The sequence below is a fragment of the uncultured Lactobacillus sp. genome, assembly GCF_902491705.1.
GTDB lineage: Bacteria > Bacillota > Bacilli > Lactobacillales > Lactobacillaceae > Lactobacillus.
This window is the reverse complement of record NZ_CABUIW010000043.1, coordinates 1-18,809: the sequence shown is the minus strand read 5'-3', so window position 1 is coordinate 18,809 and position 18,809 is coordinate 1. Positions and strand designations below refer to the sequence as shown.

Annotated in this window: 20 protein-coding genes and 1 pseudogene; 11 read left to right on the top strand and 10 right to left on the bottom strand. The window is 36.9% G+C overall.

The window, feature by feature from the left end; all coding sequences use genetic code 11:
- Nucleotides 1–117 (top strand): IS3 family transposase (locus tag RDN22_RS08305; protein WP_308554877.1); only part of this gene is annotated, 117 nt, incomplete at its 5' end.
- A 58-nt stretch (nucleotides 118–175) separates the two neighbouring features.
- Here RDN22_RS08305 and RDN22_RS08300 read toward each other — a convergent pair.
- From RDN22_RS08300 to RDN22_RS08280, 5 genes are all read right to left on the bottom strand, one after another.
- On the bottom strand, nucleotides 176–994 hold the full coding sequence (locus tag RDN22_RS08300) for a Cof-type HAD-IIB family hydrolase (RefSeq protein ID WP_308557412.1): 819 nt from the start codon (nucleotides 992–994) through the stop codon (nucleotides 176–178).
- Between the two features lie 118 nt (nucleotides 995–1,112).
- Nucleotides 1,113–3,038, bottom strand: coding sequence for a TetM/TetW/TetO/TetS family tetracycline resistance ribosomal protection protein (locus RDN22_RS08295; RefSeq protein ID WP_308557410.1), 1,926 nt, complete (start codon nucleotides 3,036–3,038; stop codon nucleotides 1,113–1,115).
- A gap of 62 nt (nucleotides 3,039–3,100) precedes the next feature.
- Complete coding sequence (locus RDN22_RS08290) at nucleotides 3,101–3,808, bottom strand: YjjG family noncanonical pyrimidine nucleotidase (protein ID WP_308557408.1); 708 nt, start codon at nucleotides 3,806–3,808, stop codon at nucleotides 3,101–3,103.
- Between the two features lie 98 nt (nucleotides 3,809–3,906).
- Complete coding sequence (locus RDN22_RS08285; RefSeq protein WP_308557406.1) at nucleotides 3,907–4,755, bottom strand: helix-turn-helix domain-containing protein; 849 nt, start codon at nucleotides 4,753–4,755, stop codon at nucleotides 3,907–3,909.
- Nucleotides 4,756–4,762: 7 nt separating this feature from the next.
- A complete protein-coding gene (locus RDN22_RS08280; protein WP_308557405.1) occupies nucleotides 4,763–5,614 on the bottom strand; it encodes a helix-turn-helix domain-containing protein in 852 nt (283 codons plus the stop codon).
- 96 nt (nucleotides 5,615–5,710) lie between these two features.
- Here RDN22_RS08280 and RDN22_RS08275 point away from each other — a divergent pair, with 96 nt between their 5' ends.
- The gene (locus RDN22_RS08275; protein ID WP_308557403.1) at nucleotides 5,711–6,985 is read left to right on the top strand and encodes an MFS transporter; all 1,275 of its coding nucleotides are present in this window, start codon (nucleotides 5,711–5,713) and stop codon (nucleotides 6,983–6,985) included.
- Nucleotides 6,986–7,078: 93 nt separating this feature from the next.
- Here the strand turns inward: RDN22_RS08275 and RDN22_RS08270 are convergent.
- Nucleotides 7,079–7,264 (bottom strand): annotated as a pseudogene (locus tag RDN22_RS08270) (hypothetical protein); the annotation flags it as partial.
- Nucleotides 7,260–7,427 (bottom strand): hypothetical protein, encoded by a 168-nt coding sequence (locus tag RDN22_RS08265; protein WP_308557401.1) that lies wholly within the window; start codon nucleotides 7,425–7,427, stop codon nucleotides 7,260–7,262. The pseudogene RDN22_RS08270 and the gene RDN22_RS08265, both read right to left, overlap by 5 nt.
- Before the next feature lie 385 nt (nucleotides 7,428–7,812).
- On the opposite strand from RDN22_RS08265, the gene trpX reads away from it, so the two are divergent.
- From trpX to RDN22_RS08245, 4 genes are all read left to right on the top strand, one after another.
- Nucleotides 7,813–8,805, top strand: coding sequence for a tryptophan ABC transporter substrate-binding protein (gene trpX / locus RDN22_RS08260; RefSeq protein ID WP_308557399.1), 993 nt, complete (start codon nucleotides 7,813–7,815; stop codon nucleotides 8,803–8,805).
- Nucleotides 8,802–9,701, top strand: coding sequence for an ABC transporter permease (locus RDN22_RS08255; protein WP_308557397.1), 900 nt, complete (start codon nucleotides 8,802–8,804; stop codon nucleotides 9,699–9,701). Before trpX ends, RDN22_RS08255 begins: the two co-directional genes overlap by 4 nt.
- On the top strand, nucleotides 9,698–10,459 hold the full coding sequence (locus tag RDN22_RS08250) for an ATP-binding cassette domain-containing protein (RefSeq protein WP_308557396.1): 762 nt from the start codon (nucleotides 9,698–9,700) through the stop codon (nucleotides 10,457–10,459). Before RDN22_RS08255 ends, RDN22_RS08250 begins: the two co-directional genes overlap by 4 nt.
- Nucleotides 10,460–10,790: 331 nt before the next feature.
- On the top strand, nucleotides 10,791–11,147 hold the full coding sequence (locus tag RDN22_RS08245) for a hypothetical protein (protein ID WP_308557394.1): 357 nt from the start codon (nucleotides 10,791–10,793) through the stop codon (nucleotides 11,145–11,147).
- Nucleotides 11,148–11,239: 92 nt separating this feature from the next.
- On the opposite strand, the gene RDN22_RS08240 is transcribed toward RDN22_RS08245, so the two are convergent.
- A complete protein-coding gene (locus RDN22_RS08240; protein ID WP_308557392.1) occupies nucleotides 11,240–12,574 on the bottom strand; it encodes an SLC45 family MFS transporter in 1,335 nt (444 codons plus the stop codon).
- A 201-nt stretch (nucleotides 12,575–12,775) separates the two neighbouring features.
- On the opposite strand from RDN22_RS08240, the gene RDN22_RS08235 reads away from it, so the two are divergent.
- Entirely contained in the window at nucleotides 12,776–12,958 is a 183-nt protein-coding gene (locus RDN22_RS08235) for a hypothetical protein (protein WP_308557390.1), read from the top strand.
- Nucleotides 12,959–13,108: 150 nt separating this feature from the next.
- Here RDN22_RS08235 and RDN22_RS08230 read toward each other — a convergent pair whose 3' ends face one another.
- The gene (locus tag RDN22_RS08230) at nucleotides 13,109–13,687 is read right to left on the bottom strand and encodes an SGNH/GDSL hydrolase family protein (RefSeq protein WP_308557389.1); all 579 of its coding nucleotides are present in this window, start codon (nucleotides 13,685–13,687) and stop codon (nucleotides 13,109–13,111) included.
- Entirely contained in the window at nucleotides 13,684–14,721 is a 1,038-nt protein-coding gene (locus RDN22_RS08225) for an AI-2E family transporter (RefSeq protein WP_308557387.1), read from the bottom strand. The genes RDN22_RS08230 and RDN22_RS08225 overlap by 4 nt, the downstream gene beginning before the upstream one ends.
- A 256-nt stretch (nucleotides 14,722–14,977) precedes the next feature.
- Here RDN22_RS08225 and nrdJ point away from each other — a divergent pair, with 256 nt between their 5' ends.
- The 4 genes from nrdJ to RDN22_RS08205 are packed head-to-tail and all read left to right on the top strand — an operon-like array spanning nucleotide 14,978 to nucleotide 18,717.
- Entirely contained in the window at nucleotides 14,978–17,209 is a 2,232-nt protein-coding gene (gene nrdJ, locus RDN22_RS08220; protein ID WP_308557385.1) for a ribonucleoside-triphosphate reductase, adenosylcobalamin-dependent, read from the top strand.
- An 18-nt stretch (nucleotides 17,210–17,227) separates the two neighbouring features.
- The gene (locus RDN22_RS08215; protein WP_308557384.1) at nucleotides 17,228–17,626 is read left to right on the top strand and encodes a DUF4430 domain-containing protein; all 399 of its coding nucleotides are present in this window, start codon (nucleotides 17,228–17,230) and stop codon (nucleotides 17,624–17,626) included.
- Between the two features lie 3 nt (nucleotides 17,627–17,629).
- A complete protein-coding gene (locus tag RDN22_RS08210) occupies nucleotides 17,630–18,154 on the top strand; it encodes an ECF transporter S component (protein WP_308557383.1) in 525 nt (174 codons plus the stop codon).
- Nucleotides 18,154–18,717 (top strand): cob(I)yrinic acid a,c-diamide adenosyltransferase, encoded by a 564-nt coding sequence (locus tag RDN22_RS08205; RefSeq protein ID WP_308557382.1) that lies wholly within the window; start codon nucleotides 18,154–18,156, stop codon nucleotides 18,715–18,717. Before RDN22_RS08210 ends, RDN22_RS08205 begins: the two co-directional genes overlap by 1 nt.
- Nucleotides 18,718–18,809 lie beyond the last annotated feature (92 nt).

The following is an 18,809-nucleotide window of genomic DNA, read 5'->3' as shown; positions in this document are numbered from 1 at the left end:
GCTCAAGCTATAGAGGAATATATCAAATACTATAACGAAGAAAGGATAAAGAGCAGATTAAAAGGCTTAACTCCGAAAGAATATCGGAATCAAGCCTCTATTAATCCTATGTTTTAAAATGTCTACTTTTTAGGTCCCACTTCAATCAGGCTTTTCTTTGTAGTTGTTTTTCTTTTTATTCAATATCTAAATATTTAGCTAAGACCTTTAATACACCATTATCGTTGTTTGAAGGTGCTTCATACTTAGACACAGCCTTGGTCTTAGCATTAGCATTTTCCATTGCATAGCTATAGCCACATGCTTCAAGCATGCCAATATCATTTTCGCCATCACCAAAAGCAATTAAATCTTTTTGATCAATATTGTAATACTTAAGCATATCGGCTACACCTTCAGCCTTATTGATGCCCTTGTGCACCAAGTCAATTGTCATATTGCCGCTACTAGTTCCGCGAACATAGTCGCCATATTTTTCATTGAAGCGATCTTGAATAACTGTAGCTAACTCATCATCTGCAGTCAGGCACACCTTTAAAATGGAGTCGCTTGGATCGATATCAGTGAATTTATCAATTTCTTTTACCCTGCGGTAATAAATTCGAATATCATCTTTATCTGCCTTGTCCATGCTCTTTAGGACGTAGCAATGATGTTCTGCACTAACCATGATGATTGCTTCTAGATATTCTGTTTGAATAAAATGGAGCAACTTTTGAGCAATATCATAGTCAAGTGCCGTCTTTTTGATGACCTTTCCATCGGCCTCTAAGATTGCACCGTTTTCAGATACATAATCAATTCCTTCAGTGAATTCTTCAAAGTATTCGTGTGATCTGATTAATTGATTTCCTGTGGCTGAAATGAAGGGGATGTTGTTTGCGTGTAATTTGTCTAAAATTTTACCAAATAGCTGATGATCAAAAGTCTTCTTATCTGTTAAAAAAGTACCATCCATATCAACAGCTACGGCTTTAAAGGGTATTGTAGTCATGCGTATCACCTTTCCAATACCCTAATCTTACTATGTAAACGTTTTTGTTTCACTATTTTTCGATGAAAATGAAATTTCTTTCACAGGTAATCATATATTTCATTTCATGCAAGAAGTTTTAGTTTAATGGGTATGTATATGGGAAATGTGCCGTTTCAGGAACCTTATCCCATGTTACGGTGTGACCTGCGCCATGTGAACAGAAAACTGAGTTAGGCGTATTCTCTAAATCAGAAACAGGATCATAATCAGCTTGAGCAATAATTTCTTCTGCATTGTGACATGGCTCATAGCCCTTAACCACGCATTCAAGCAGTCCGTCACCATGCGTATAACCACGAACTTCTGCGGCATAATCTTGCATTTCGCTGACTGGAGCTGATCCTTCAATAATGGTGCGATCGCCCTTATTTTCTGGTGTATTAAATTGACCATTCATTCTTTGAATATCATTTAAAGCGCGGCCTACATGCTCTTGACTAACTTCAAGGCGAAAATCATACCATGGCTCAAGCAGCGTCAATTGATTTCTAGTTTTCAATTCCATCAAGCCTTGGCGCACCGCACGATAAGTAGCCTCTCTAAAGTCGCCACCTACTGAGTGCACAATACTACCTTTTCCGCCAAGCAAGGTAATTTTCACATCTGTAATTGGCGTACCTATTAAAACTCCAAGATGCTCTTTGGATTTAAGAGCAGTCATGATCTGATGCTGCCAATTTTTGGTTAAAACCTCTAAGCTGCATTTATTTTCAAAAATCACACCGCTGTTTCGCTCGCCTGGTTCCATCAAAAGATGTACTTCAGCGTAGTGCCGAAGTGGTTCGAAGTGACCCACGCCTTCTACTGGCTTAGCAATCGTTTCTTTATATAAAATGCTGCCTTGCTCAAAATCGACTGTTAAATTAAAGCGATCTTGCAAAAACTGCTTTAGAATTTCGAGCTGGATCTTGCCCATTACCTGAACGCGCAATTCTTGTAAATGTTCTGACCAAGTTACATGAAGTTGCGGATTTTCATCTTCTAGAGTTTTTAACGCTGTTAAACAAGCATGAATATCTTCTTTAAGAGGATCAAGTTTGTATGTTAAGACCGGCTTTAGGCTGGCTTCTTTGGCATCTGGAACGCCAAATCCTTGTCCTGGATAAGTTTTTGTTAATCCAGTCGCAGCCACGATATCTCCAGCATTTGCTTCCGCAATCGTAGTAAACTTTTCGCCGTTATAATCGCGCAGTTGATTTATTTTTTCTCCGGCTAACTCAGTTTTAGCCTTTAGACTGCCACCTAAAACCTTAATCCAGCTGAGACGTTCACCATTTTTATCATGAGAAATCTTGAAGCATCTCGCAGAAAACTCAGAAGAAAATTCTTTAGCGCGAGTCCACTTATCAAAGCCAGTCAAGAATTCTGTGATCCCAGTTAACTTCAAGGCAGAACCAAAGTAAACTGGATAGATTTTTCTTTTGGCGATTAAATCTTGAATATCACTATCTGCAATTTTTTCACCGTTCAAATATTTCTCTAGCAGTTGTTCATCTACTGAAGCAATATTTTCATAAAAAGTTTGATCTTCTGTGCTGAAATCTAAACAGTTTTCACTTAAATTCTTTTGGATATCGCTGAGCACCTGTGCTTGATCTGCACCTGTAATATCGATTTTATTCACAAAAATAAACACAGGCACATTATTCTTTTTAAGCAGATTCCACAGCGTCTTGGCATAGCTAGTAACACCATCAGTTGCCGAAATAACCAAAATCGCATAATCTAGAACGCTTAGCACTTCTTCGGTTTGAAAAGCAAAGTCGACGTGTCCCGGTGTATCTAACAAAGTAATTTCTGCATCATCAGTGGTCAATTTAGCTTCATGAGAAAAAATAGTAATTCCGCGCTTTTTCTCAAGCTGCTGCGTATCTAAAAATGCATCCCCGTTATCCACTCTCCCTAGCGTGCGCAAGTTACCTGCCTTATATAGCAAGGCTTCAGAAAGAGTCGTCTTGCCCGCGTCAACGTGAGCAACTATTCCTGTTGTGATTTTTTTCATAATTTCACCTTAAAAAAAAAGTATCTTATCTCAAAGATAAGATACCTACCAATTTAATTCAATTAATACTTCTTTTGAAAATCATTTTGCATTAATTTAACAAATTCTGGGTAATTTTCCACTTCAAACAAGGGATGCAAATTCAATGTATTCTTGCGGTGACGGTGGTTGTACCAGATACTGTCAAAACCATACTTTTCTGCACCCAAGATATCAGATTGCAATCCGTCGCCAAAAAAGACGGTTTCGTCAGGACCAATCTCAGTTCGACTGAAGAAATAATCAAAGGCATGTGGATTTGGCTTAGAATAATGTGCCTCTTCTGAAGTGACAATTAAATCAAAGTATTTCTTCACGCCGGCAAGTTCCAAGCGATGGTTCTGCATGAATTTTTCGCCATTGCTCAAGATAGTTAACTTATAGCCTTGCTTCTTAGCGAATTTCAATGTGTCCTTTACACCAGGCAAAAGTTGATGTGCTTCACCGAAATATGAGCGGTATTCATCCATTGTCTTCTTGCCATCAATTTCGATATTGAAATGATCTTTAATAAAATCATGGAAGGTCATTTCACTTAACTGCTCGTAGTTTAATTCGCCTTGTTCAAGTCTGCGCCATAATCCTTGATTGTAGGCATGATATTGGCGTTGAAGTTCTTGAGATAGTGGCCAATGATGTGCATTGAAAAGACTGTGCAAAGCAAATTCTTCTGTTGCCGCAAAGTCGATGATGGTGTCATCAACGTCAAAAATAATTTGTTTATAACGCAATGGAATTAGTCCTTTCTTTATTTGTTGGAAGATTAATTATAGCAGTTTTTGCGGATGGAAGAAAAAATAAAGAAAACAGACAAATTCAAATACCACTTTTAGATATGCTTATTTAAAAATTCTTCTAATTCAGTTCCATATGACTTCATTCCAGTTAGCTTCATACTTTTTACAATTGTTCGGCAAGCATCTAAGTCATCTTGATTACCATTAAAGTGATAATTATTTAAATATTTATAGAAAGACAATAAGTTTTGATAGAAATAAAATTGCGGTCTAAGCGAAACTTTATCAGCACTAAAAATTAAGTAATCTACGTAACTAAAATTGTTTTCTTTTACTGATAAATACAGCAGGTTATCAATAATTGCCAACAGAACTTCTAGAATTTCAGTATCATTACTATCAATAAACTTATTAATAGCATTTTTAGCTATCATCATATTACTGTCAAGATCGTAGAAATCCATAAAATTACAGAATAGATTTAGCTTTTCTTTATTAATATCTGGAATATTAAATACTTTATCCTTTAAAGCATTTCTGATTTCTATATTTGGCTCTTCATCATCATCTTTTTGATTTTCAATCCAGCCGTCAACAAGCAAAAGATATTCTTCTTTGTTAGGCACAGTGCTGTTTTCAACGTCTTGTCGTATTTCTTCAAGCTTTTTTCTGTCTGAATGGTAATAAGCATCTAGAACATCGTTTTCCAGCTTTGTAACATATTCATGTTGAAAATCACTTTTTAAGCTTAACTTCTTAAAGAAAGTCCACATAGCAATATTATTGTGTTCAAGAATTGCGATAAGGTCTTCCACAGTAATTCTGTGTTCATTCTTTTCTACTTTTGAATAATAAGATGTGCTGATGATTCCATCCGCAAATTGTTTTTGAGTAAGGCCTTTTTTAAGCCGGTACTCCTTCAATAATTCTCCAATAGTCATATTATCCCTACTTTGTATATTTCTGTATTACTTGTTCTAATACCTGGCTATATTCAGCCATACCCATTAACTTAATGCCTTGAACAATCCCGTTACATTTATCTAGATATTCTTGCTTTCCTTCAAAATGATACTTAATTAAATTGCTGTAAAGAGAAATAAGACCTTTTTCTAAGAACAATCTAGGCTTCATAGAAATTTGATCGGCATTCTGCAATAAATAATCAGTATAAGCATAATTATTTTCTTTAATAGATAAATACAGCAAATTACTTATTATGCTTAACAAAGCTTCTTGGATATCAATTTCTTTACTGTCAATATGTTTATTGATCGCTTGCTTAGCTATAAACATGTCAGTATCTAAATCATAAAATTCCATGAAATTACAAAAGAGAGTAAGTTTATTCAAGTTCATAGATGGAAGATCAAAAATTTTATTTTTTAGATTTTCCCTTAATTGAAGATCAGGCTCTTCGTCATCATCTTTCATACATTCTATCCAGCCATCAATTAACAAAGACAGTTCTTCTTTATCAAGAACATCCTCAGCTTCAATTTGCTTTTTCAAATTTTCTAATTGTTTTCTATCTGATTGATAGTAAGCATTCATTGCGGCATCTTCTACATACAAGTTTTTAGAATGTTGCAGCTCGCTTTTTAAACTTAATTGTTTCAAAAAAGACCAAAGGGGAATATTGTTATGTTCTAAAACTGCAATTAAATCTTCTGCGGTAATTCTATGGCCATTCTTTTCGACTTTTGAATAGTAAGAAGTACTGATTATCCCATCTGAAAATTGCTTTTGTGTTAATCCCTTTTGGATCCTTTCTTGCTTCAATAATTCTCCAATAGTCATATTTTCCCCTTCCAATGTTCAAATACGAAAATTTTAAAAATTATTTTAATTCCTTGCTAAGATTAAATCAACATTAAAACAAAGGAGTTAAACATTATGAACGTATTTTTGAAAAACAAAGACTACAGAAGATTTTCAATTGCTAGTTTCCTTTCAGGAACCGGTGATATCCTTTTTTACTTAGCATTTATGACTTACGCAAGTAAATTACATAATTACTCACTTGCTTTGTCTTTAATCGCAATCTCAGAATCAATCCCTAGCCTCTTCAAGATTTTCTCTGGTTACTTAGCAGACAGAACTCACAACAAGTTCAGAAATATCTTCTTAATGGCTGTAGTAAGATTTGTTCTCTACGCAATTGTTGGATTCTTATTTGTAGCTAAAGTTTCAGATTGGACCTTAGTTCTTGCAGTTGTTGTAATCAATTTCTTCTCAGACACTTTCGGTTCTTACTCAAGTGGTTTGGTATCTCCATTAATTGCGGACATCGTTGGCAAAGAAGAATTCGGTGAAGCTGAAGGATTCACTAGTGGTGTATCAGAAGTCATCAACATGATTGCTCAATTTGTTGGTTCAGGCTTACTTTTGTTTATGTCATACTCAAACTTGGCATTTGTTAACGCATTTACATTCTTAGCAGCAGGTCTTCTCTACGCTAGTGTTGGCTTAAAACACAAAAAGAATGGTAATGATCTAGAACCTAAAGAAGTTAACGATCAAAAATTCGTTGCAACAATGAAGTCTTCATATGCGCAAGCTAAGAAGGCACCAGGCTTGTTAACAATCATCGGTGTTCTTTCTCTTATCAATGGTGTATTAGGTGCAATGAGTGCCTTAATCCCAATCGTTATGGCAGGACACAAATCAACTATGTTAATCAGTAATTACAGTTTCACTATGGCTGTATTAGGTGTTTTAGTTAGTTGCGGTGCCGCATTAGGAAGTATGTTTGGTCCTCAATTATTCAAGAAGGTATCAGCTTTCACAATGACTATTGTTGCCTGTGGTCTTAGCTTATTGACCACTCTTGCAGCACTTACCGCACATATCTACGTTTTATTACCATTCTTCTTCCTTTTAGCAGCAGCTGCCAGCATCACTTCTATCAAGTTATCTCAATGGCTGGTTAACACTGTTGAACGTAAGATTTTAGCTTCAACAATTGGCATGCTTAATACTTGTGTAATGGTAGCTTCACCTGTTATGACTACTATCTTCACTACAATCTCAGGTGCAAGTGATGTTAGATTTGCTTTGATCGCATTACTTGCCGTAGAAGCGATGGTTTTATTCGTAACATTAAGAATGAGCATCAAAGTTAAAAAAACACAAACAGAAGTTACAGTAGCTGCAAAAGTTAGTGACTAATTAATACAGCAATGTTTAACTTCTTTGATAAAAAATGCTGAAAAAAGGTTAAATCCTAATTTCAGCATTTTTTGTCTATTCAAATATATTCAATTATTTTTGAGCAGCTGCTTTAGCTTCTGCTGGAGTATTACTTGGCTTAAGCTTCAAACCATTAAAGTACTTCATGTCACTTGCCTTAACATAAGCATCAGAAACTGTTAATTTTTTGCCTTCTGACGATGTGGTAGAAAAGCTTTTAGCAACTAAATGGTAGAATAACTCAGCTTTATTTTCACTTAAATTCTTTATAAATTACATAAGGGATGCGGATACAAAATATAATTGCAAGTACAATACCCCACACATCTTTAGTTGCTATGAAAACACCAAGAAGGATAATCGTTAACACTAGAAGCCAAAAATCGCCTAATTTGATAATAGATTTTAGTTTTTCTTTCATCTTGCATCCCTCTAATTATTTTTTATACTGCTTTCAAAAAATTATTCTCAATTATATCACGTAATATTCAACCTTATTTTTAATCAATTCCCACAAAAAAATAATTGACATATTCTTAATAACTAATTAAAATTGTGACAACAAGTATTTGAATGAAAGGAAGATTTATCATGTTTAAGAATGTAGTAATCAATCGTTGGCAATTCCAGCACTAGAGTTGTTTCTGCACGCTTAATAGCACAGATGCGACTCATATATTTCGCATCTGTGCTGGTAAATCTTCATGAAAAAAAGTGACCCGCACGGATTTAATAAACGTGCGGGTTTTGTTTTGGACATTTCCCGCTAAAAGGAAATGTCCTTTTTTATTGCTAGGAGTAAGTTTATGAAAAGATTAATTGGAACAATCATTGCCCTATTTTCTTTTTTAATTGTTGCTTTTGTATTTGAAACCAATAAACAAAATAATGAACAAAAGCAACAAGTCGTGGGCATTCTACAAACTATGAGTCACCCAGCTCTTGATCAAATCCACCACGGAATTATCAAGGGACTTGAAGATGAGGGCTATAAAGAAGGCAAAAACATCAAAATCGATTTTCAAAATGCCCAAGGCGATCAGAGTAATTTGAAATCAATGAGCGATCGCTTTAACCAAGAAAATGCGGCTGTCGCAATCGGAATCGCTACGCCAGCTGTTCAATCCTTGGCTAACGAATCAGGCGATACACCCGTAATCATGGGTGCTGTCAGCGATCCAATCGGTGCTCACTTAGTTAAGAGCCTCGATCATCCCTCTGGCAAAATTACTGGAGTACAAGATCGCCAACCAATTCCTGCTCAATTAAAACTATTGAGAACAATTTTGCCTCAAGCAAAGACTATCGGCGTTATCTACACCTCAAGCGATGATTCTTCTGCTTCCGAATATCGAGAATTCAAGGATCTAGCAGAAAAGCAAGGCCTCACAGTTCGCCCATACACCATCACTTCTACCAATGACATTGAACAAGTTGCCCAAACTATGGCAGGCAAAGTTCAAGCTGTGTATGTTCCTACCGACAACACTGTAGCATCAGGAATCGCCACCTTGCTTAAGGCCACCAACGAAGCAAAAATCCCAGTCTTCCCAGCCGCCGACACCATGGTTAAGTCAGGTGGACTTGCCACTAGATGTGTCAGCCAATTCGATATGGGAGTTTTAACTGGACAAATGGCCGGACAAATCTTGAAGGGTAAAAATCCTGCCAATACTCCTGTTAAACGAGTTACCAGCTATGAAACAGTAATTAATCAAAAAGCAGCTGAAGAATTAAACATTCATATTCCAAATAGCGTAATTAAAGCAGCACAAAAGAAAGGACGGATCATCAAATGAGTCTTATTACATCAACTATTGGTCAAGGACTATTATGGGGAGTCTTAGCACTCGGGCTATTTCTTACTTTTAGAATTTTGAACTTTCCCGATATGACAGTTGAAGGGACCTTCCCCTTTGGTGCCGCAATCTGCGTTAGCGCATTAGTACACGGCGTTGATCCTTTGCTTGCTACCATCCTTTCATTTTTAGGAGGGATGCTCACAGGATTAACTACTGGTCTGCTTTACACTAAAGGTAAAATTCCAGTTTTACTTGCCGGAATTCTAACTATGACTGGTATTTATTCAATTAACTTGCGCATCTTGGGCAAGGCAAATGTAGGTCTGCTTAATAAAGCCACTTTGCTTAACGAAGAGATTTTACAAAAATTGCCTACCAACTTCCCTACTATTATTGTTGGTTTAATCTTTGCTATCTTGATCATTCTTTTACTAGCCGTTTTCTTAAATACCGACCTTGGTCAAAGCTTCATCGCTACCGGCGATAATGAAAAAATGGCTCGCTCACTTGGCATTAATACCGACAACATGAAGATCTTAGGCTTAATGCTTTCAAATGGTTTAATCGGTTTAGCCGGTGGCCTTATCGCCCAAAACGGTGGCTACGCCGACGTTAACATGGGGATCGGTACAATGGTTATCGGTCTTGCCGCAATTATTATCGGTGAAGTCGTTTACGGCAATAACTTAACTTTAACTGCACGACTAATTGCTATCATCATCGGCAGTATTATTTACCGCTTGATCTTATTACTAGTTTTGCAACTTGGTTTCAGCACCAACGACTTCAAGCTCATCTCCGCCATCATCTTAGCCATCTGCATGATGCTTCCATTATTTGAGAAGAAATTCCATGTCCGTAAATTACTGAAGAAAGGGGTCCAAAAGCCATGAGTACAATTTTAGATTTACAAAATATTACCACTACAGTTAATGAAGGCACCAGCGAAGAAAAGCAAATTCTTAAAAACGTCAATTTAAAATTAGAAGATGGCGATTTTGTCACCTTGCTTGGAACTAACGGTGCTGGTAAGTCAACTTTGTTAAACATCATCAATGGATCAATCTTCCCTACTACTGGAAGAGTTTTACTAAAAAAACGAGACTTAACTTCCCTATCTGAAGTAAAACGAGCTAAATATATTGCTCAAGTTTTCCAGGACCCTAAGATGGGTACTGCTCCTAGAATGACTGTTGCCGAAAACTTGCTTCTAGCTACTAAGCGCGGTGAGCATCGCGGTTTACACCTAAGAGGACTGGACAAGCACATGAAGGAATTTGAAAAAGAAACTGCTCAACTGCCTAACGGGCTTAATGAGCGACTAAATACTTTCGTAGGTAACTTATCCGGTGGTCAGCGTCAAACCTTGAGTTTCTTAATGGCAACAATTAAAAAACCGGAACTACTTCTCTTAGATGAACATACTGCAGCCCTTGATCCCAACACTAGCCGTGACTTACTAGAATTAACTGACAAAGTCGTCCGCGAAGAAAAATTGACCTGCATCATGATCACCCACCAATTAAAAGATGCAATTAAATACGGCAATCGCATGATTATTTTAAACAGCGGAAAAATCGTCTTAGATGTTAAAGGTGACGAAAAGAAAAAGCTAACTGAAGAAGATATCCTGCAATACTTCACTGATTAATCGCCCTTATTCAGTTAAAAGCTAAAAATAAGTTAAAGACGTAAAATAAACACTGTGCAATGACTTTAACTCCAACTAAAATAGGACTTGAGGTCAATAGTAATAAGGGCTTATTTAAAGAAAAACAGGTATTTAATAATAAATATCTGTTTTTTTATTTATTCGATTTTAGTTATAGAAATATCAACAAACGTTATTCTAGCAACATTTGCGGGGTATAATTTATTTTCAAAAAAGTTTAAATTACCCCTTGCATTTAATAACATATGTTATACAATAAAAGTGTAAGGAAAAGGAAAACAAATTAAGTGATATAGAAGAGGTATTCATTATGTTAGACACAAAGAAATTAGTTAAGATCGTTTCAATGGCAGTTGTTTCAATGAGTGTTTTAGGTGTTAGTGCTGGAACTGCAGAAGCTGCTAGCTTCACTGCTCCTAAGCTTGGTGTTGCAGAAGCTGCTCCTACTAGCCCAGCTATCAAGAAGGGTGACAAGATCTTCGTTACTATTAAAGATACTGACAACCAAAAAGTTACTGTTTTAAACGCTAAAGGTCAAAAAACTTCTAAGACAGTTTCAATGGGTTCAACCTTCACCGCTAAAGATGTAAAGAAGACTAACGGCAAGAAGATCGTTAAGATTAACGACAGCCAATGGTTAAACACTAAAGACGTTGTTAAGGACTAATCTAGAATAAATATCCACACTTTTTAACATAGTGAATACAAAAAATGCATGAAGCTAAATTCTGACTTCATGCATTTTTATTTTTGGTTAAATTATTTTACGTAAGTTTCTTTAATAGCAAGAACTGATAATGCAGCTAAGAAACCTGAAATACCTGTGATGAGCATCATAGCTGGCATAGAATTGCCTACCATTGGGAAGATGACAAAGCTAAGAAGTGAAGCAATAATTTGTGGTAAACAAATTGAACAGTTGAACAAACCTAAGTAAGTTCCCATGTGCTTGCCTGACAAAGCGTTAGATACCATGGTCAATGGATAAGTGTTCATTCCGGCCCAACTGATTCCGATCAAGATGAATGAAACAATCAAGAGCATTTGTGAATGAATCAAGAAGATTGAAGTATAACCAATTGCACCAAGCAATAAACTTACACCGTAACCCATCTTGTGGTGATCATTTGGAACTTTAGCTAAAACGTAGGACCAAATTACGGCTGCAATAGATTGAACAGCAGTTAAAACACCGAACCAGTTACCAGCAACTTGATAGCCAGCTGAAGATGCGTTGGTTGTGTTCCATACGTTTTGGGCAATCGCACCTGTGGCATAGGTTGAAAGGTATTGGAATGAAATCCAGCAGAAGAATTGAACTAATGAAACTTGCCAGAAGACCTTTGGTGCCTTCTTCAAAAGTTCGATCCAGCCGCCACCTTCTTGGTTATCTGATTCTTTAATGCCGTGATAGCGAGCATAAGTTTCAGGATCATATTCGTGAACCCTAAAGATAGTGAACAATGATGTAATAACTAAAACTGCAGCCCCAACGTAGAATGAAATAACTACTGATTGTGGTACCACACCCTTTTTAGCAGTATTGGCAACACCCAAAACTGTTAATAAGAATGGGAAAAATGCGGCAATTACGGCACCAAAGTTTGAAAGCATACTTTGAATTCCGTAAGCATAGGACTTTTGTTCATCGTTAACCATGTCACCAATCATCATCTTAAATGGCTGCATAGCCATGTTAGAAGCAACGTCCAATACGGCAATAGCAATAGCCCCAAAAATAAGTGCTTCTAAAGATCCGTAGCCTAAGCCGAAACTACCAACATTAGGTAGAATGATCATTGTTATCACGGCGAAGATCATCCCGATTAATAAATAAGGTAATCTTCTACCAATTTTAGGAATCCAAGTACGGTCTGATAATGATCCGATTCCTGGCTGCACCACTAATCCTGCTAGTGGTGGCAAAATGAAGAACCAGCCAAGCTTGGTAGGATCAGCTCCCAAAGTTTGAAAGATTCTACTCATTTGTGAAGTTTCCAAAGTAAATGCAATTTGTACACCCAAATAACCTAAACTAATCATCCAAATTGTGGTGCTAGCTAATGTGGGTAATCCAGATTTTTTTTGCTCCAAAGTCTTTCCCTCTCTTCGTATTAATCGCTTTCATTGATTAAAATGATATCGATTTCAGAAAGAGCTTTCAATATGAATATCTATGTTAACGGTAACTTAATTACACATTTCTTCACTTTTGGTTAAATTTTTGTGCTTCTTCTATCCTATTTAGCTTCCTTGAGAGTAAAATATTCTCATAGATTTATGGAGGTATGAATTATGCTTTCACTTTTATTAACAATTTTCTTGATTTGGCTGTTTTTCAAGTTGGGAATCGGCTTAATCAAAATTTTCGGCTTCTTACTCGTTGCTGGATTGATTTTTGCATTTTGCGCATATTTACTCATTCCATTCTTGGCTCTAGTGGCTGTAGGTGGACTAGTATTTGCGGCAATACGATAATTTAGAGAAAAATAAAGAGGCCTAATGGCCTTTTTTTAGTTTGCACTGTTAAATTTCCTCTGTGCTTTTATGTGATTAAATAATTGGATCATGATATATTAAAGGAGCGATGAATTAAAGGTATTTATATAATAAGGCTTTTCTTTTCGCTTATTTTTTCACTTCCTGAAGATACTCAACAATTAACTTGGTTAATATCTCATAGCCCATATCTCCAAAATGCAATCCATCATTTTTGATACCCTTAGCAATCTTCCTTATATCTCCTGCTTCGAGCATCGCCTGACACAAGTCTGCATATCTAAAATGATATTCCTGTGCTACTTCTTCAACTACTTTGGCATATTTTTCTACTAACGCATTGCTTCGCACATGTTGCTTTTCTTCATCCACAGCAGGTGGCGAAATGAGTAAAACGTGCGGTGGATAATATTCACAAATCACCGCCGACGCAATTAATTCCATGTTCCTTTTAAATTGAGTTAACGGTACCTGCTTATGTGTTGCTAGATCGTTAGTCCCAAGCAAGATCACCAGATTATCACACTTTTTCACGCTTAAAACTAGCTCATTAAGGCGTGCAAAAAACGCACCTGAATTAATTCCAGATACAGCCGTATTTTCAAGCTCTATTTCTGGGAAAAGTTGTCTCAAATTCCAATTGATATGCGGCTCTGTTTTTCCTTCATTGCGTGCAATAATGCTATCGCCTGTAAGTAAAAGTCTCATTTTTGTACTGCCTTTTTCTTACTCTTCTTAGAAGATTTAATCCCTAAAACATCCAAAAAGAAGGTGAAGATTGGCACACCTACGATTAAGCCCCAGGTGCCCCAGAAATGCTCTGCGACAAGTAAAACTAAAAACGTATAAAAAATAGGCAATTCTGTCTTGCTGGCCATGAACTTAGGGTTTAAGACATAAGCTTCAATAGCATGAATAATCATGATCATGATGAAGATATAGATCACATAGCGAATTCCACCAACAGAATAGCCAACAATGCTTAGTGGAATTAATGAAATAATTACACCTGCCACTGGCACCAAACTTAAAATAAAGACCATCAAGCCCAGTGCAACAATTTGTGGCATCTTCATCACAGCCAATCCAATCATCGTCAAAGCTGTGTTACAAAGAGCAATAAAGAATTGTGCTTCCAGTACTACACCAAAGGTATTCGTAAACTTTTTACCAAAATAATGAATATCTTCAAAAAGCCATTTTAAGTAGCCGCTTTTGACGAATAAACTAGAAAATTCTTTCATCTTATCTAATTCAATCGTGTAAAAGAAGCTCAAGATTAATGACATAAATGTAGCGATCGTAAGCGTCCCTATATTAGTAGCGGTATGAAACGCAAAAGTCATCGCGTGCTTAGCTTGTTCTACCAGCTCCCCTTTACTGATATAACGCGTTACATATGACAATAAATGTGACGATTCATTGCTTTCATAAAAGGCCATAACGGTCTTCACCATTTTACTGATTTGGACTACCAACATAGGTAAATAAACCGTTATAACAAAATATAGCAGCGCCAGAATTATCAAATACGCAACCGCAACGATTATCCCCGTTGGCATTTTAGGAACATAACGTTGCACTAAATGGATTAGGTGCACAATCACATACGTAAAAATAAATGTTAACAAAATCGTATTCATCATTGCTCGCATCTCGTAAAGGCAGGCAACGATCAATAAAAAGACGACAACCCTGCGCAAAGGCACATTGTCTTTAAATTTTTGCCAAGCTGTATTCATAAAATTAACCTCGTTTTTCCATTATTGTCGATTGTAACATGATAATTTTCTATATTTTTTAATTTCTAAATCTATACCACTTTTTACTTAAAAATTTTTCTGATTTTTTAGCCCCATCCTGATGGGATTTGCACTTTACAAATTAATACTATCCGCCATATTTTTACTACAAACCACAAGATATTGTGGTACATTTAGATATGTGTTCATACATCATGTGTTTGTGAAACAATAATAATCTTTAGGAGTGAAAAACATGCCATCTACTAGAATTAAGCTAGATCAAGCATTTATTGATCAAGTGAAACATGAAATTAAACCTCATTGGGGTGAACTTGGCTGGGTAACTTACAAAAGAACTTATGCACGTTGGCTTCCAGATCAAGATCGTTCAGAAAACTGGGATGAAACAGTTAAACGTGTAATTGAAGGTAACATCAACCTTGACCCACGTCTTCAAGACTCCCCATCTGAAGAAGTTATTGACGAATTAACTAATGAAGCTAAGCAGCTTTTCCGTTTAATTTATGGCTTATCAGCTACGCCTTCAGGCCGTAACCTTTGGATCTCAGGTACCGATTATCAAAAGCGTACTGGCGATTCATTAAACAACTGCTGGTTCATCGCTATTCGTCCTCAAGAATATGGCGACAGTCACATTGTGCCTTCTTATGTTGATAAAAGACAAAAGGCTGTTTCTATGCCCTTCTCATTCTTATTCGACCAATTGATGAAAGGCGGCGGCGTAGGCTTTTCAGTTGTTAAAGACAACATTAAACAAATTCCTAAGGTTGATAACAAAGTTGACTTAACTGTAGTTATCGATAAAAGCAGTGCATCCCACGACGCCTCAATTAAAGTTGGCGCCGTTGATAAAGATGAATGGGAAAAGCAAAATCCCAACCATGACGATGTAGTTTACTACAGATTGCCTGATACTCGTGAAGGCTGGGTTCTTGCCAATGCTCGCATGATCGACATGCACTTTAATGACACCAATCCTGACCACAAGACTAAGCTTGTTTTGGATATTACCGATATTCGTCCATATGGTGCTAAGATTCATGGCTTTGGCGGTACCGCTTCAGGTCCAATGCCTTTAGTTGAAATGTTCATCGATATCAACAACGTAATTAACGCTCGCGCAGGTCAACACTTAACTGCAGTCGATGCAACTGATATTTGTAACTTGATTGGTAAAACTGTTGTTGCCGGCAATGTTCGTCGTTCAGCTGAACTTGCACTTGGTTCAAACGATGACCAAGACTTCATCAAGATGAAGCAAGATAAAGAAAAGCTTTACCACCACCGTTGGGCTTCTAACAACAGTGTCGCAATCGATTCTAAATTCAACAATTACGGTCCAATCGCTGACGGAATTTTGCATAATGGTGAACCTGGTGTTGTAAATCTTGATTTATCACGCAACTACGGTCGAATTACCGATGGTTACCAACCAGGAATTGACGACAATGTTGAAGGTACTAACCCTTGTGGTGAAATTTCTTTAGCAAATGGCGAGCCATGTAACTTGTTCGAAGTATTCCCATATGTTGCTGAAAAGCAAGGTTGGGACTTAAAGGACGCCTTCACTTTGGCTACCCGTTTTGCTAAGAGAGTTACTTTCAGTCACTATGACTGGGAAGTCTCACGTAAAATTATTCATAAGAATCGCAGAATCGGCGTTTCTATGTCTGGTATTCAAGACTGGCTCTTAAATGACTTAGGTCACAGAGTGGTCACTGGATTTGAAGACAGCACCAACGAGCAAGGCGAAAAAATTAAAAAGCCAATCTACGATCCAAAGGGAATTGAAATGGTAGATGGCTTATACAAGGCTGTTATCGCAGCTGACAAGGCCTACAGCGAAGAATTAAACGTTAATCCATCAATTAAGCACACTACTGTTAAACCATCTGGTACGGTAGCTAAATTAGCCGGTGTATCAGAAGGGATGCACTTCCACTATGCTGGTTACCTAATTCAGAGAATTCGTTTCCAAGCTAGCGACCCATTATTACCAGCCTTAAGAGAATGTGGCTATCATACTGAACCAGATATTTACACTAAGAATACTATCTGTGTTGAATTTCCATTGCGTGCAGCTCATGCCGATAGCGAAAACTTTGCTTCTGCTGGAACTGTTTCAATTGAAGAACAATTTGCGACTCAAGCATTCCTTCAAACTTACTGGTCTGATAATGCTGTCAGCTGTACTATTACTTTCCAATCAGATGAAAGTGACGAAATCGCCCCACTTCTTCACCAATACAGACACACTATTAAATCAACTTCTCTTCTTCCTTACTATGGTGGCTCACTTAAGCAAGCTCCAAAGGAACCAATTAACAAGAAGACTTATGAAGAAAGAGCTGCTTTGATTACTGATGATGTCGAAGAAGTATTCGAAAAGCAAAATGACGATCAAAAGGGATTAGAACTTGTAGGACAAACCGACTGTGCCGGCGGTGCTTGCCCAATCAAATAATTTTTACGAGGAGAAAAAATGAAGAACAAACACAAATTTAGCTTATTATTTTCAATCGTTGCATTTTTAGCATTATTTTTAACAGGATGTTCAAATAATAGTTCATCTAGTGCTAAAACTCCTGCTAAGAATCAAATTACGGTTAACTACACCTTAAAAGAAGGAAAGAAAACCGTAGACACTAAATCTGTTAAGATTCCTAAGAAAAAGGCCAAGGTAATTACTGGTCTCAAGAAGGCATGGAAGGTGCAAGAAACCAAAGGCTTTATTACCTCAATTGATGGCAAGAAGCAAAACCCTAAGAAAAAGATTTACTGGACTTACACAATTAACGGCAAATGGGCATCTAAAGGTGTCGAACAACAGGCCGTTGCTAACAAAGATAAGGTTAAATTTACGTTAGACAAGGTGAAGTAATTTATGGTTACTGAGCGACTACAAATCAGACAAATCGCACTAATGGCCATGCTTACAGCAATGTGCGTGGTCTTACGCGTTTTCAAAATCATTCCTATTCCAAATGTTCAACCAGTGACTGATATCTTAATGATTGTGACGCTTAATTTAGGTATCGGTTCTGGCATCACTTTGGCTGCTTTAACAATGCTAATTTCAAATATTTATTTGGGATTTGGCATTTGGACTATTCCGCAAATCTTGGCATATGCTGGATGCGTATTAACCGTGGCCTTTTTAAATAAAGTTATGCCCTTGCAAAATCACTTCTTACTGCAAGTAGCCTTAGCTACCTTTTTAGGCTGGGAATACGGCTTCTTTGTCGATCTTGGAATGACCATTTTTGGTGGTTTGCCTGCTTTCATCGCTTATCTTGTTTCTAGTTTTGCCTTTGACACATATCACGCAATTGGTAACTTTGCCTTTTACTTTGTTTTATATAAGCCAGTAACTAAAGCACTTGAAGCTTATGAGCGGAGGATAATTTAATGACAATCAAAATCTACACCAAGGTCGGTGATAAAGGCTTAACTAAACAAGTCACTGGCAAGATGGTGCCTAAATATGACTTGCAAATTGAAGCATTAGGCAATGTAGATGAACTTCAATCATATCTTGGCGTAGTTTTAGCTAACCTATCTGAAAATTGCCAAGAGTTGCGCGGCGAACTAGAAAACGTTCAGCGCGATTTATATCAGCTTCAAGCCGATATTGTAGTCAAAAGACACCACGAAATTAGTGAGGAAAACGTTACGCAACTAGAAAATCGCATTAATGAATTAACTCCTAAAATCCCCACTATTCCTGAATTTATCTTGCCTGGTGGCAAGGTTACGGGTGCCAACTTGCAATATGCTAGAACAATCGCCAGACGAGCTGAAAGATCTTTAGTTAAGTTAAGCTTAAATGAGCAAAAATTAGATGATTGCGACTTAGAATACATGAATCGCCTATCAGATTACCTTTTCATCTTAGGACGCTACGCAAATGTGCTTGATGGCTATACTGAAATAAAGAGTAAAGTTAGAGATCAAAATCGTATCAATGGCTAAAAAAATACCGTTGCCGGATTAGGCAGTGAAGTGAGACCCAAAAGTTAGACACTTTTGGGTCTTTTATTATGACTAAATTTAATAAAGAACAA

Excerpts from the sequence above, each read along its gene's own strand:
- RDN22_RS08265 (WP_308557401.1), bottom strand. The coding sequence starts at position 7,427 with ATGAAAGAAAAACTAAAATCTATTATCAAATTAGGCGATTTTTGGCTT.
- RDN22_RS08245 (WP_308557394.1), top strand. The coding sequence starts at position 10,791 with ATGTTAGACACAAAGAAATTAGTTAAGATCGTTTCAATGGCAGTTGTT.
- RDN22_RS08235 (WP_308557390.1), top strand. The coding sequence starts at position 12,776 with ATGCTTTCACTTTTATTAACAATTTTCTTGATTTGGCTGTTTTTCAAG.
- RDN22_RS08230 (WP_308557389.1), bottom strand. The coding sequence starts at position 13,687 with ATGAGACTTTTACTTACAGGCGATAGCATTATTGCACGCAATGAAGGA.
- RDN22_RS08280 (WP_308557405.1), bottom strand. The coding sequence starts at position 5,614 with ATGACTATTGGAGAATTATTGAAGCAAGAAAGGATCCAAAAGGGATTA.
- RDN22_RS08285 (WP_308557406.1), bottom strand. The coding sequence starts at position 4,755 with ATGACTATTGGAGAATTATTGAAGGAGTACCGGCTTAAAAAAGGCCTT.
- RDN22_RS08255 (WP_308557397.1), top strand. The coding sequence starts at position 8,802 with ATGAGTCTTATTACATCAACTATTGGTCAAGGACTATTATGGGGAGTC.
- RDN22_RS08275 (WP_308557403.1), top strand. The coding sequence starts at position 5,711 with ATGAACGTATTTTTGAAAAACAAAGACTACAGAAGATTTTCAATTGCT.
- RDN22_RS08205 (WP_308557382.1), top strand. The coding sequence starts at position 18,154 with ATGACAATCAAAATCTACACCAAGGTCGGTGATAAAGGCTTAACTAAA.
- trpX (WP_308557399.1), top strand. The coding sequence starts at position 7,813 with ATGAAAAGATTAATTGGAACAATCATTGCCCTATTTTCTTTTTTAATT.
- nrdJ (WP_308557385.1), top strand. The coding sequence starts at position 14,978 with ATGCCATCTACTAGAATTAAGCTAGATCAAGCATTTATTGATCAAGTG.
- RDN22_RS08210 (WP_308557383.1), top strand. The coding sequence starts at position 17,630 with ATGGTTACTGAGCGACTACAAATCAGACAAATCGCACTAATGGCCATG.
- RDN22_RS08295 (WP_308557410.1), bottom strand. The coding sequence starts at position 3,038 with ATGAAAAAAATCACAACAGGAATAGTTGCTCACGTTGACGCGGGCAAG.
- RDN22_RS08215 (WP_308557384.1), top strand. The coding sequence starts at position 17,228 with ATGAAGAACAAACACAAATTTAGCTTATTATTTTCAATCGTTGCATTT.
- RDN22_RS08225 (WP_308557387.1), bottom strand. The coding sequence starts at position 14,721 with ATGAATACAGCTTGGCAAAAATTTAAAGACAATGTGCCTTTGCGCAGG.
- RDN22_RS08250 (WP_308557396.1), top strand. The coding sequence starts at position 9,698 with ATGAGTACAATTTTAGATTTACAAAATATTACCACTACAGTTAATGAA.
- RDN22_RS08300 (WP_308557412.1), bottom strand. The coding sequence starts at position 994 with ATGACTACAATACCCTTTAAAGCCGTAGCTGTTGATATGGATGGTACT.